The sequence below is a fragment of the Flavobacterium hercynium genome, assembly GCF_002217285.1.
Lineage (GTDB): Bacteria > Bacteroidota > Bacteroidia > Flavobacteriales > Flavobacteriaceae > Flavobacterium > Flavobacterium hercynium.
In genome coordinates, this window is record NZ_MUGW01000002.1 from 46,544 (window position 1) to 60,308 (window position 13,765).

The 13,765-nt window shown below is 32.6% G+C and carries 13 protein-coding genes; 10 read left to right on the forward strand and 3 right to left on the reverse strand.

What is annotated here, in order from left to right:
- Positions 1 to 323 precede the first annotated feature (323 nt).
- The 8 genes from B0A66_RS00505 to B0A66_RS00540 all read left to right on the forward strand — a co-directional run bounded on the left by B0A66_RS00505 (position 324) and on the right by B0A66_RS00540 (position 7,930).
- Positions 324 to 1,010, forward strand: coding sequence for a hypothetical protein (locus B0A66_RS00505; protein ID WP_089047892.1), 687 nt, complete (start codon positions 324 to 326; stop codon positions 1,008 to 1,010).
- Between the two features lie 85 nt (positions 1,011 to 1,095).
- Positions 1,096 to 1,890, forward strand: coding sequence for a hypothetical protein (locus B0A66_RS00510; RefSeq protein WP_089047893.1), 795 nt, complete (start codon positions 1,096 to 1,098; stop codon positions 1,888 to 1,890).
- 45 nt (positions 1,891 to 1,935) lie between these two features.
- Positions 1,936 to 2,790: a hypothetical protein gene (locus B0A66_RS00515; protein WP_123868190.1), complete on the forward strand. Its 855-nt coding sequence runs from the start codon at positions 1,936 to 1,938 to the stop codon at positions 2,788 to 2,790.
- A gap of 251 nt (positions 2,791 to 3,041) precedes the next feature.
- Positions 3,042 to 4,547 carry a serine hydrolase gene (locus tag B0A66_RS00520; RefSeq protein WP_089047895.1) on the forward strand — a complete coding sequence of 502 codons (1,506 nt, stop codon included), beginning with the start codon at positions 3,042 to 3,044 and terminating at the stop codon, positions 4,545 to 4,547.
- A 67-nt stretch (positions 4,548 to 4,614) separates the two neighbouring features.
- Complete coding sequence (locus B0A66_RS00525) at positions 4,615 to 5,679, forward strand: serine hydrolase domain-containing protein (protein ID WP_089047896.1); 1,065 nt, start codon at positions 4,615 to 4,617, stop codon at positions 5,677 to 5,679.
- Positions 5,680 to 5,727: 48 nt separating this feature from the next.
- Positions 5,728 to 6,864, forward strand: coding sequence for a transglutaminase domain-containing protein (locus B0A66_RS00530; RefSeq protein ID WP_089047897.1), 1,137 nt, complete (start codon positions 5,728 to 5,730; stop codon positions 6,862 to 6,864).
- A 130-nt stretch (positions 6,865 to 6,994) separates the two neighbouring features.
- The gene (locus B0A66_RS00535; protein WP_089047898.1) at positions 6,995 to 7,330 is read left to right on the forward strand and encodes a type II toxin-antitoxin system HigB family toxin; all 336 of its coding nucleotides are present in this window, start codon (positions 6,995 to 6,997) and stop codon (positions 7,328 to 7,330) included.
- A 36-nt stretch (positions 7,331 to 7,366) separates the two neighbouring features.
- Positions 7,367 to 7,930 carry a helix-turn-helix transcriptional regulator gene (locus B0A66_RS00540; RefSeq protein ID WP_089047899.1) on the forward strand — a complete coding sequence of 188 codons (564 nt, stop codon included), beginning with the start codon at positions 7,367 to 7,369 and terminating at the stop codon, positions 7,928 to 7,930.
- Between the two features lie 433 nt (positions 7,931 to 8,363).
- Here B0A66_RS00540 and B0A66_RS00545 read toward each other — a convergent pair whose 3' ends face one another.
- Together B0A66_RS00545 and B0A66_RS00550 are read right to left on the reverse strand one after the other, a co-directional pair.
- A complete protein-coding gene (locus B0A66_RS00545; protein ID WP_089047900.1) occupies positions 8,364 to 8,756 on the reverse strand; it encodes a helix-turn-helix domain-containing protein in 393 nt (130 codons plus the stop codon).
- Between the two features lie 195 nt (positions 8,757 to 8,951).
- Entirely contained in the window at positions 8,952 to 10,442 is a 1,491-nt protein-coding gene (locus B0A66_RS00550) for a serine hydrolase (RefSeq protein WP_089047901.1), read from the reverse strand.
- A 326-nt stretch (positions 10,443 to 10,768) separates the two neighbouring features.
- Between B0A66_RS00550 and B0A66_RS00555 the strand changes: the two genes are divergently transcribed.
- Positions 10,769 to 11,854, forward strand: coding sequence for a sensor histidine kinase (locus B0A66_RS00555; protein ID WP_089047902.1), 1,086 nt, complete (start codon positions 10,769 to 10,771; stop codon positions 11,852 to 11,854).
- 5 nt (positions 11,855 to 11,859) lie between these two features.
- A complete protein-coding gene (locus B0A66_RS00560) occupies positions 11,860 to 12,564 on the forward strand; it encodes a LytR/AlgR family response regulator transcription factor (protein WP_089047903.1) in 705 nt (234 codons plus the stop codon).
- Position 12,565: 1 nt separating this feature from the next.
- Here B0A66_RS00560 and B0A66_RS00565 read toward each other — a convergent pair whose 3' ends face one another.
- Positions 12,566 to 13,606, reverse strand: coding sequence for a LacI family DNA-binding transcriptional regulator (locus tag B0A66_RS00565; RefSeq protein WP_089047904.1), 1,041 nt, complete (start codon positions 13,604 to 13,606; stop codon positions 12,566 to 12,568).
- Between the last annotated feature and the right edge of the window lie 159 nt (positions 13,607 to 13,765).

Below are 13,765 nucleotides of genomic sequence, written 5' to 3' on the forward strand. Positions count from 1 at the left end.
ATTTAATAAAATTATATTTACAATTGATAAACATCAGTAAATCAAAAGATTAAGGCCAAATCAACAGCTATTGCGCTTACAATTCTTAATAAAACAAATAAATAAAGACATTTTTTGTTAACTATTTGTTTCCAAACAATCCAAATTCAGCTGAATTCAAGCCGAATAACTTAATAAGAATTAGTTTATAAGGGCTATTTCTAAAAAAAAATAAAGGAAGTAGATTTTTCATGATTTACGATTCGGATATTTCTTATATTCGCCCAAAAAACAACTGCTATTTTTGGGCTCATTATCTCATAAAATGTGTGGTCAATTTACAGATGAAAAACAAAGCAAATCAAATGGTAAAAAGAGTTATTGAAAAATTTATAACAAAAAATAGTGATGTTATATTTTTCATATTACCGCTTTCCTTATTTGCCCTTATTGGTTTTGCAGGACTTTATTTTGCTATAAAATACCCAACAAATGTTCCTTTCTATGGTTGGTTTATTATTCTAACTTTTATACTCATGCCCTTGTTGTTAATCTACGGTTTTGTTTTTGGCTTTTCGCTCTCTGAAAAACGCCAAAAAGAAATCGAAGACAGACGCAATTCTGTATATTTTAATGATAATGGAATTTCGATTGAAATGAAATTATTCGACAAAACCTGCTTTGTAAACTGGAAGTCTGTTGAGGTTATTACTTATTATAATTTTTCTGTTTCAAGTGATTTTTCAGACCATTATGAGGGATACAAATTGTATTTGAATGAAATTCCGCTTTACACCAAATACGAAAAGCAATGGTGGCTTAATAAACTGTTTCCAAAAGATTCTAAAAGCAAAATAGTAGATATTAAAAACGATACAAAATACTTTTTGCAAATACCTGAGGCGATTCAAAAATACCTGACCTCTGAGACAGTTACTCAAAAATACAAGCCTACCACTCCTGAAAATGAACAAATTATATATAACAAACGGAATCTAAAAAATGACGAAATAAAGCGTTATTATCGCTGATGTTTCTCGTAATTTTATAGCAATTAAAAAAAACTAACAGCAACTCAAACTATAAACCAAAAACTAACAACTATCAACAAACATAATGACCCGAAATACTATACTTGCAGCATTTTTGATTTTGTCATCAATTCTTTTTCAAAACTGTGGAAATAAAAACGAACAAACTACCCAACAAACTACTGAACCACAGCCGGAAATAAGCTCAGTAAAAACAGATACTATAACAACTGAAAAAGTCGAAGAAAAGAATTTACCTTACACTATTACTGTCGAAACAATAGACTCGACAGCCTACCACTCAGCCAAAGGAAAAAACAGTGATAAGGGAAACAATCTTGTAAAAATCACGGATTTTAAAGAGGCTAAAAAACTTCTGAAAGGCATTGTAGACTTTAACGAAAATGATAAAGATAACATTCAGGCTGTTACTGCTATACATTTTAGAAATGGTAAAAAAATTGGTAACTCCAATGATTTTGATTATTATTACTTTGTTGCTTATTACCCTGAAGAAGACATATTACTTTGCGAAGGCGGACACACAACTGATGTTAGTTTTAATCTGACTAACGGAAAAGAAACAGAAGAAACAGGAAACCCTGATGAAATACGATTCTCTCCACAAAATAAAGTACGTTTAAACGGTCACTTTGGTGGTCAGGAATGTTATTCGTATTTTATCGAAAAGAAAATCAATAACGAGTATACCAAAATTATTCAGCTTGATGAAGAATTCGAAAAGCTGACAAAAATCTGGCTTTGCACGATCGGAAATTCGTTTTGGACAGATGAGGAAACATTGTACCTAACAGAAACGGATGGCTATGCTGAAAACAGTGTAAATATAAAATATTTTAAAATTAAAATCATACAATAAAACGCAACTAAATAACCATTCAATAACATTATTATATTAGAACTAATGAGAAAATTTTTTACTTTGATGACACTAGGACTTGTACTTTTTTCTTGTAAAGATGAAGCTAAAAAACCTGTTTCAAAGAAAAACACTGCCCCAACTGCTGCTGTAAAAGATACTACACAAACGGTACAGGCAGATTCGTCTGACTTACTGGAATTATTTTCAAAAAATGAAGAGGAAGTTGCGTCAAAACTTAAAACAATTTCTAATGAAGAAGCCAATGAATTGTATGAAAAATACTTTCTGGAAAATAATATTTTGCTTCACCAAATAGAACAAAGAGAATCTAATGCGCTAACTAACTTTTACAGTGAGAAAGCATCGGATAAGAAAGCCATTAAACTTTTGAACGAAAAACTTTTAAAACATAAATTAGAGTTTGAAGAAATTGGAGAAGGTTATGTTGAGATTACGACCAAAAACGACTTCTACTATGCTCTTTTTAGAGATTATGTTACAAGCGATTATAAACGTTATTTATATCTAAAAAGCGAAGAAAACAAATTCCTTTATTCTGCCGATGCGGGGCTGGCTATTAGCTTTGAAGACCTGGGAGACCGAATTATTTCATGGGAGAACTTTATCAATCAATTTCCAACTTCAAAATTAACAGAACAGGTAACAGAGGAATACAAAAGTTATCAATTGGATTATCTGCGTGGTTTAGACAATACTCCAACAGTAGAAAATGCACATACAGAAAAATATATTTATCCCGAAAACATTCAGGAATTTAATCGCTTCCTTAAAAAATATCCAAAAAGTCCAACTGTGGCTTTGATTAATACTTTTATGAAAAATTTCAAGAATGAAGACATTTACAACATTCTAACAAAAGAACAAGAGAACTTATAAATCAGGGCTGCAAAGCATAATATTAAAAATAATTAATTAAAAACTTACAAAAAGTGTAACAATCTTTATAAATGTTAGTCTGTTAGTTTAGTAGTGCTTAGTTTTTTAGTTCTTAGTACCTAGTTCTTAGTACTTAGTGTTAAGAATTGAGAATAAAAAACTAAGAATTAAAAAACTAACTGACTAAGAACTAAGAACTAGGTACTAAGTACTTAACAAAAAAAATCATCAATCAAAATCAAAATCAATCAATGAAAAAATTAAATGTAATTATCGTACTGTTTTTAGCGTTAAACAGTTTTGCTCAAGTAACGGCTGATAAAATAAAGTTATTAGAAAATGATCTGTTCCATTGGGATAAGACCAAGACTAAGAAATGGACTTTAAAAGACCGAATGGATTTTTACAATGTCCACGGAGTAAGTATTGCAGTAATCAAAGATTTTAAAGTCGAATGGTCTAAAGCGTATGGCTTTGCCGATGTTTCTGAAAAAAGACCTGTTACGACGCAAACCCTTTTTCAGGCTGCTTCTATCAGTAAATCAATCAATAGTTTAGCTCAATTAAAATTAGTTGAAGAGGAAAAACTGGGACTGAATGATGATATCAATACTTATTTGAAGGACTGGAAATTTCCGTATGATTCGGTTTCAAAAGGCAAAAAGATTTCACTTGCGAATTTATTAAGTCACATGGGCGGATTGTCTACAAGTGGCTTTAGAGGATACGCACAAGGAGAAAAATTACCAACTATTATAGAAGTTCTTAACGGAACGGCACCTGCTAATTCCAGTGCTGTACGATCTATTTTTGAACCGGGTACAAAGTTTCAATATTCCGGAGGGGGAACTACTATTTCTCAGCTGATGCTTCAAAATGTTACAGGACAAAAATACGAGGATTACATGTTGAAGAATATTTTGACTCCACTTGGTATGACCGGCAGTTCTTTTAATCAGCCTCCTGCTAAAGACAAAGCAAGCTTATTGGCCACAGGCTACAATAACGGAATAGAAGTAAAAGGAAAATATCATATTTATCCTGAACAAGCCGCTGCTGCTTTATGGACTAATCCGATCGATTTATCTAAATATATTATCGAGACACAATTGTCATTGTTAGGGAAATCAAATAAAATATTGTCTAAAGAAATGTCTCAAAAAAGAGTCGATAATAATTTAGGCGTTTTCTTAAATGACTTTAAAGGAAGTAAATATTTTGGACACAGTGGAGGTAATGAAGGTTTTGTCTGTTTTTATATAGGTAGTGTCGAAGATGGAAATGGATGTGTAGTGATGACAAATGGCCGTACTATAAAAATCATCGAAGAAATCATTACCAGCATCGCAAGTACAAACGAATGGAAAAATTATCCTGTAGAACCTGTTAAAGAATCTATTGCTTTGACTATTCGAAAAGAAACCTTAAAAAACGCTGACAAAGGTGTTGCTTTATACCAAAAACTTAAAAAAGAAGACAGTAATACTTATAATTTTGCTGATGAAAACGAACTAAATCAGCTTGGTTATGAACTTCTTGGTGATAAAAAGACTGATGATGCTATCAAAATCTTTAGTTTAAATATTGCGGAGTTTCCAAAATCATTCAATGTTTACGATAGCCGCGGAGAAGCTTATTTTGCTAAAAAAGAATACGATCTTGCCAAAACAGATTATCAGAAGGTTTTAGAAATAGAACCAGCCAACCCAAATGCCAAATCAATGATAGTCAAAATTGATAGTTTACTGAAAAAGTAAAACAGCATTTCAATACTACCAAAAATTCATTGGAGTAACCCTAATTTAACCATAAGAAGCAAAATAAATGAAACCTACAAAAATCGTTCTATTCTTATTATTCATCACCGGACAGTTTGTTCAGGGACAAGCTACAGCAAAAAAAATTGATTCTATCTGTAAGACAATTGCGGCTAAAAATCCGGGAGTCGGTATTAGTATTGGATTACTTGATAATGGCAAAGAGTACTTTTTCAATTATGGAAAAATTAGTACGGAAAGCAAAACTGCTGTAGACCAAAATACGATTTATGAAATAGGATCTGTCACTAAACTTTTTACAGGAAACTTAATTGCACAAGCCCAAAACGAAGGCAAATTGAAAGTAGATGACTTTATAGACGATTATTTACCAAAGGAATATGTATTAGGTAAGGAAATCAAAGGCAAAATTAAAATTTCAGATCTGGCTTCGCATCAGTCCGGATTACCTGATCTGGATTTTAAAAAGCTGACCGAATTAAATCCTAAGCAGCCTTTGGATATTGGTAAGGAAACTATTCAGGCTGTTTTTAATGAGAAGACGACATTAATAGATTATGGAAATTATCGTTACTCCAATATGAGTTTCATTCTAATGGGAATGATACTTGAAAAAGTATACAACAAAGATTATGAGTCTATAGTAAAGGAAAAAATCCTTTCACCACTTAAAATGCAAAATACTTTGACGGCTGATTTTAATGTAAAAAACAAAGCTGTTGGTCATGACTACAAGGGTGTTCAACAAGACTTCTTTAATTGGAATACTTTAGTTGCACCAGCAGGTTTACTAAAATCAAATACCTCAGATTTAACAAAATTGCTAAAAGCGCTCTTGTCTAACAAAGGTCAAATAGCGAATGCTGCCAGAGTTGCCGAAAATACGTATTATAAAAACACCCTGAGAGAAATAGGTGTCGGATTGCAAATGGAACGAACTGAAAAGGATGTGTATTTTTATAAAACAGGAAACACAATGGCGTGCTCGTCTATTCTTGCCTACAATCCGAAATCGAATTGGGGGATGATTATCTTATTAAACCATAACAATTCCGGTATCATTGGAGATATTATCAATACCAGTTATGAGCAGGCTTTAAGTAAAAAATAGCTTCCTAAACATTATCATCAATCAATCAACAATCAATCAAAATCAATCATGAAAATCAAAATCTGTTTAGTACTATTTTTTTGTTTTGCCGGGCACCTCATCACTGCTCAAGCAAAGCTTCCAATAGTAAAAGCTTCTTCCAAAAAAGTTGACATTCGCGATGGAGGAATTTTAACGAAAGGAGGCTGGAATATTTCACCGGAACTAAATCCAGACGTTTATCAATCCAGTTCATTGGGACAAAAAGTTACTTTTATAACCGATAAAGATTCTATTAGTGTAAAAATAAAAAAAGACATGCAATTTGATTTTATCGTTTTGCTAAATGATTCTATAAAAGCACATACACAGATTAAATATAAAGTACCCTATTTAGAAAAACTAAAAAAAGCAGAAAAATACAATTATGCCGATACCCGAGAAGTTCCTAATTTCAAGTATCAGGCAATGGATAATCCGAATCTGGTTCGAATAAGAAAAGAATTAAAATTAGATTCTATTGCAGGAGGAGGCAATGAAACTTCGAAAATACTGAATCTGTTACACTGGCTTCACAATATCGTAAGACATGACGGAGCAAGCAATAATCCGACACTTAAAAATGCTATTGATTTAATCAAAATATGCAAAGCCGAAAACCGTGGTATTAATTGCAGAATGATGTCAACAGTTCTCAACGAATGTTATTTATCAATGGGTATAAAATCCAGATACATTACCTGCATGCCCAAAGAAACTGAATTTGATGATTGTCACGTAATCAATATGGTATACAGCACAGATGCTAAAAAATGGATTTGGATTGACGCTACTTTTGATGCTTATGTCATGAATGAAAAAGGAGAATTACTGGGTCCTGCAGAAGTTAGAGAACGTCTGATCAATAAAAAAACATTGATCCTAAATCCGGACGCCAACTGGAACAAACAAAACTCGCAAACCAAAGAGGATTATTTAGAACGATATATGGCCAAAAACCTGTACCGCATTCAAACGCCTCTTGTTAGCGAATACGATACGGAAACCTGGAAAAGCGGAAAAGAAGTTACATACGTAGAACTACTTCCTCTAGACGGTATTGAACAAACACCACAGAAAGAAGAAAAAACAAATGCTAAAACCGGAGTAAAGTTTACCTACTACAAAACCAATAATCCTAATTTGTTTTGGGGATTGCCGAAGTAAAATAAAAATTCTGTTCATAATTCTAAATACCACAAAGAATAGACATTATAATTAAAAAAGTCAACTTATAAACTCAAAGCAAAAAAGTTCTAATATTTTTAGAACTTTTTTGCTTATCTTTGTAATAATTATGGAAATAATTGGAAAAAAACTTTTAGAGAAACTGAAAAGTAAAAATAAAGGGAACATTTTGCTACATGCTGCAATAGACAAATTATTCGACGACTTAAAAGAGAGTACTTGGAATAATAAACTTGATGTTGTTCATCATAGACAAGATGCTGATTGTGTTTATGATGATTTTTACTTTTTTAATATTAATATTCATAGAGCTTTTATACTAATAGAGTTTGAAGATGATGAAGCTACAATAGTCTGGTGCGGAAGCCATGACGAATACGAGAGCACATTCAAGAACAACAAAAGTACAATTAAGAAATGGTTAAAACAGAAAGGATATATTTAATAAACTCTTCGATGTAACATTTGTTATAGTTAAAATATGAAAACACAAGTAGATTTAAAACAGATATTAAAAAAAGGATTTATTTCTGATGAAATTGGTCTTGAGAGAGCAATGATTCTAGATCGAAAACTTCGTTTGCTTGTTAAAGAGCATCCTGAATTTGCTGATCAAAGAAAACAACTTCGTACTCTTATTAAAGAATACGAAAATACGCATTGGAGTAAAGACTCTGTTATCTCAGATGAAAAAATACATGAAAGCGATTTTGCAGAGTTTATAGCTGAACAGGAACGTGTTTTTTCAGAAAACAGAAAAAATGCTATTAAAGAGAAAATTTCAAAATATGGTATGAATCAACAAGATCTAGGCATACTATTAGGCCATAGCAAATCTTATATGTCAGAACTTATGAATGGAATTAGCCCTTTCAGCAATAAAGATTTAATAATAATTCATCGTTTATTCCATATTAAACTTGAAAATTTAATTCCTACGATTATTGCTGAAAAAGACAGAAACAGAATCCAAGCATCTATAATAAAAATAAACAAACCTGAATTAAAATTAACTAGAGAAGATTTAGAAATTAGCTTTGCTTAACGTTCTGACTATCTAATACTAAAGCGCCAGTCTTTAAAAATAAGACTGGCGCTTTTTTTTGTGTATTTGAGGATAATTTTAATTTACTACCAAAGAGCCAGAGGCTCGAAAAATATTGTAGGGCCGGATTTCAATCCGGTCTTATGAATAAAAAGATAAAAAGAGCTCCATAGGATCGGTACATATTTTGGGTTAATTGCGCAAAAAACAGGGCAAAATGGATCGTTCCTATGGAACTTTTGTTACGATCAATATACAATCAACGGATTAAAATCCGTCGCTACAAAATAATTCATTCCTACGGAATTACATCTTGTTAGATTAGTTGACTTCCATCACAATAATATCTATTAGAAATAATATAAATCCGGAAAAGAATTTACACAAAAAAAGAGACCAAAAAAGTCTCTTTGTTAATTTAAAATATCATTTTTTACTCTTTTTTCTCTTTCAATAATTTCTCCATAAAGACATTCTTCTCTCTTTCTGTCTGAACTAAACGTTCATAAAGTTCAACAACTTTATCAAGTGGGTTGAAATTACAATGGTAATTCCCCACTGTTCCTGTACTATTATCATTAAAAGTATTAAAATAATTAACCATACCCTCGTCTGTAAAATTTTCAATTGCCTCAACACTTACACCAAGCGCTCTTGCTACCTCTTTTAATTTTTCATCATCTATCGTATCGCTGTTTTCAATAATAGAAATAGCTTGCTGGTTTGTTCCCATAGCCAAAGCCAGTGCTTCCTGCTTCATGTCTTTTAATTCGCGAATACGGCTGATTTTTCGCCCTATGTGGTTTGATTTTGCTGATGTCGTCATACTTCAAAGATAATAATTACAAATAAAAAAAGTAAGCTGTATGTATGATACATTAATTGCGCGTAAAATACATGTTTTACTTACTTAAAAGTGTCTAAAACAAAAGTACAGTTTTTCAGACAAGTATCAATTAAAAAAAGTACAAACCTATATTTTAGGGGAATGCACTTTTTGTGTATTTAGTGTTAACTCTTTTTACAAACTTTCTAATTTCTTAATCTGCTCCAGAGCATTTGTATTTTTCGGATTCAGTTCGAATGCACGTTTGTAATTTTTAATAGCTTCTTTTTTGTTTCCTGAACCAGCCAGTGTTTCTGCATAACTGTCATAAGCATTTCCGCTTTTAGCATAAAGGTCAACGTTTAGTTTAAAGATTTTTAACGCTTCACTTTGTTTGCCTTCTCCTAATAACTTGTATCCGTAATCGTTTATTTCATTTTCATTTAATGCAAAATCCGATGTATTCTTTTTTAGATTTTCGGCAATTTGTAAAGCGTTGTTGTAATCTTGCTTCATCAGTTCTTTTCTTAATTTTCTAAGAGAAGGCGACCATCCAAAACCATTCGATTCTTTCATTTCCGGAATGTAAAAACCTGCTATTTCGTCGATAAAAAATTCGGGATTTGCACCCTGAAAATTCGTTAGAACCACAATCGAAAGATCGTCTTTTGGATAAACAAAAAAAGCAGATCGCATTCCTCCAATTGGTGCTGCTGCCGGATGTTCCGCTCTCGCCACAATAGGCCAGCCTGTTGCGTATCCGTTTACCAATTTGTTAAATCCTTTTATACGTCCGTTGTTGAGAATTGCTGGCTGCCAAAGTACATCTAAACTTGATTTTTGTTTAAGCAAGGTTCCGTTTTGCAAGGCAATAATCCATTGTGCGATTTCGCCGGATGTAGTTACTATTCCTGCACAGGTTCTAAAATACTCCGGAAATTTAAAAAAGTTGTTTTGTATATTCTTTGTTGTAACCCATTTTCCGCCAACAACAGCCTGATTTGTATAAGTTCCTGCTGCATTGGCAATAACATCATTAGAATCTCCAAAGCGGGTTTGTTTCATTCCTGCTGCTTTAAACTGACGCTCTTCTATAAATGTAGTAAAGTGCATGCCGCTTACTTTATTGATGATTCTGCCAATGATAACATAACCTGTTTGATTGTATCGAAAACGGTCTCCGGTATTAAATTCCATTGGTAATGTTTTTACCTTTTCCCAAGTTGTTTCCTCGGTATCTCCTAAGAAATTTTCTGTTGCATCAATAACATTCGGAAGCCCGGAAATATTCGAAAACAATTGTTTGATCGTTAATCCTTTCCATGCCATAGGCAAATCATCCAGGTATTTTGAAATTGGATCATTAACATTTAATTTTCCTTCTTCCTGAAGCTGCAAAACAGCAACACCCACAAATGCTTTGGTACACGAATTAATGGCAAACATACTTTGATCACTAACCTTTGCGTTGTTTTCAATATTCGCAAGTCCGTAACTCTGCTGTTTTATTATTTTTCCATTCTGAACAATGGCAAGCTGTAATCCCGGTATGTGAAGTTTTTCCATTTTATCTTTCAGAAAAAGATCGATACTATCTGTTTGCTGTTGGTTTTGAGCATTTGCTGTAACGCCAGTTAAACTAATTAATAAGGAGATTATAAGCGATTTAAAAGAAAATATTTTCATGATTTTTTGATTTAGTTGTATAGTATTTAGGAGTTGAAAGGGTATCACAGTTAGCTTTACATAGCGCCCTTTCGATTTAAATTCTGATTGTAAATAATACAATGCTGTTTTGGTTTCATTTTGCTTGTGTTTTTAATTTGAAGCAAATCTCCTTTTTTATTGCAATCAAAATTCGCATGTATGCTATAAGGACTTTTATTATCGACAAACAATAAGATTAGGGATATAAGTCGCGTTTATCCTTAATTTTTATTTGTTGGTATCTTTTTTTTGCATGTTCATCGACAACTATTTTGTCTTTACAAATAAATACTAACTTTGACTGCATGACACCATTCGAAAAAATTATAAACTTCAGTTCTGCCCACAGAATAACTACGCATCTTATTTTTTGGATCTTTATTTTTATTCTCTTTTTTAATAAAAATTTTTCTAATCCTGAAGAGTTTAAGATTGAGGTTTTATACACGCTGTATTACGAGTTGTTTTCTATAATTGTAGCTTATTTTTTGTCTTACAGAATTCTGCCTCGTTTAATGACAACACAAAAAAACAATTGGACGTGGGGAGAACTTATTTTAGGAAGTTATTTTATTTCTGTCATTGCAAGACTAACGATGGTTTTTGTTCTGGAACCTATTGTACGAAAACCGCCTTTTAAGCAGGAATCCATTACGGAAATCCTGGCTGATCTGCCTACTTTGTTTGGAGCGTATTTTTTGCACATTCTGTCGTTATCGATATTTTTTATTTTCATAAAATTGATAAAAGATCAGTACATCATTCAGAAAAGGTCTTTGTTGCTCGAAAAACAAAAAGCCGAAACGGAATTAAAAATCCTGAAAGCACAACTGAATCCGCATTTCCTGTTCAATACCCTTAATAATATTTATTCGCTTTCGGTTATAAACTCTCCGATTACCTCAAAATCTATTGCTGTTTTGTCTGAGATATTAGATTGTATTTTATACCGATGCAGCAGCACTTATGTACCGCTTTCGCAGGAAATCACTTTACTCGAAAATTATATTTCGCTCGAAAAATTACGTTATGACGAACGTTTAAGTGTAATCTTCAATCATGAAATGGATCAAAACGGATCAATTGCGCCTTTGATTTTGCTTTCTTTGGTAGAAAATGCTTTTAAACACGGTGCCGGAGAAGATGTTGGAATTGCACCTAAAATTGAAATTGATCTAAAATTAATCAACAACAACTTTGAATTTACCATTAGAAACACCATCAGCAAAACCGTGTTTGAAACCGAAACCGGAAAAATTGGTCTGAACAATATTATTCAGCAGCTTGATAAAATTTATCCTGAAAATTATACTTTTAATGTCACGAAAACCGCTGAGGATTTTACGGCACAACTAAAGATCAATCTTGCATCACAATATAACTTAGCTTAAGACAGATGAAAATAAAGTGTTTATTAGTCGATGACGAACCTTTGGCAATTAGCTTACTACAAAATCACATTAGTAAATTAGATTACTTAGAAGTGGTGGGTACGTGTCCGAATGCGCTAAAGGCAGCAGAAGTTTTAAGAACAACGGCTGTTGATTTGATGTTTCTCGATATTAAAATGCCTCAAATTACAGGAATAGATTTCCTGAAGACATTACGAAATCCTCCTTCGGTTATTTTTACTACGGCATATCGCGAATACGCACTGGAGAGTTATGAACTTGAAATTGTAGATTATCTTTTAAAACCTATAACGTTCGATCGTTTCTTTAAAGCGACGGATCGTTATTTAAGAATAAGTGGTCCCGTAAATAATAAAATCATTACACCATCGCAGGAAGACTTTATTTACATCAAAAACGCCTCAAAATTCAACAAGATCAATGTAGATTCTATTTTGTACATCGAAAGTGTAAAAGACTATATTATCGTACACCAAAAAGACGGAGTAAAACTGAATGCGAAGTATAAAATTAGTGATATCGAAATCGAACTGCAGAACAAAAATTTCCTGCGCATTCATCGCTCCTATATCATCAATCTAAAAAACATTACCGCTTTTACCGCTTACGATGTTGAAATTGGCGCCATCGAAATACCTATTGGAGCAAGTTACAAGGAATATGTTTTTAAGATGCTTAAGAGTAATTGATTTAGATTGTTCGATCTTTAATTGTTGGATTTTCAGATAGTTTAGTAGAAGCCCTAAATCTTAGTTCAGCACTTAGTATTATAGTCTTATCCGGTTTAGTATTATCTGTTATTTTTTCCAGCAGTAATTCGGCAGCCACACGTCCCATTTCGTTTAATGGTTGTTCCACCGTAGTAAGCTGAGGATAAACGATTGTAGATAATTTTGTTCCTGAAAAACTTGCAATGGCTACATCTTCGGGTATTTTAAGATTTTGTTCCCGCAGGTAATTCATTACACCAATTGCGAGCGTATCTGTAAAAGCAAAAACACCATCAAACGGGATCTTTTTTCTAAGCAATTCTTCTGCAGCCTGGCGACCATCTTCAAAGGTAAGACCTGCCTTTATAATGTAATCTGATTTTTTTTGTATCTGAAATTTTGCAAGCGCATCACTATATCCCCTTGCCCGCTCTTTTGCATTATGCAAATGATCCGGCCCCTGAATGTGTACAATTTGTTTTCTTCCACTGCTAATAAGATGCTCTACCATCAGCAAAGATTTGGCATAGTCATTTACAATTACTTTTGTAACGTCCAGATTGCTTGGTATTCGATCATAAAAAACCATTTGCATTCCGTTATGCTGTAATTGCAATAATATTTCGTTGTTATAGGTTTGATGTGTTAAACTAATAATAAGTCCATCGACCCGAAATTGTTCCATCATCAAAAGATTCTTCTTTTCAGTTTCAGGATTTTCATCGGATTGCGCAATAATTACTTTATATCCTTTTGTTCCCAGTATTTCCTGAATTCCTTCCAGCACTTGTGATGCAAAAGGAGTAATCATTTCCGGTACAATAACTCCAATACTGTAGGAACGGCCTAACCTAAGATTCTGAGCAGTTGTATTTGGCTGATACCCAAATTCCCTGGCCGCTTCGATTACCCGTTCACGAGTTTCTTTACGAATATTTTTATCATCGGACAATGCTCTTGAAACCGTTGAATAGGACAATAAAAGATGTTTAGCGAGGTCTTTAATAGTAACAGGTTTCACAGCATAAATATTTGAGAATAAACAAATTTAGGATATTCATACAAAAAACAAAGTTGATTGTAAAAAATTATTTAAATAACAGACTAAGGTTTGAATTTGCTTTCCAGAATAAATCCAAAAAGCTGTTAGAAAATTGATTAATTAACCCAAATTTAAAAC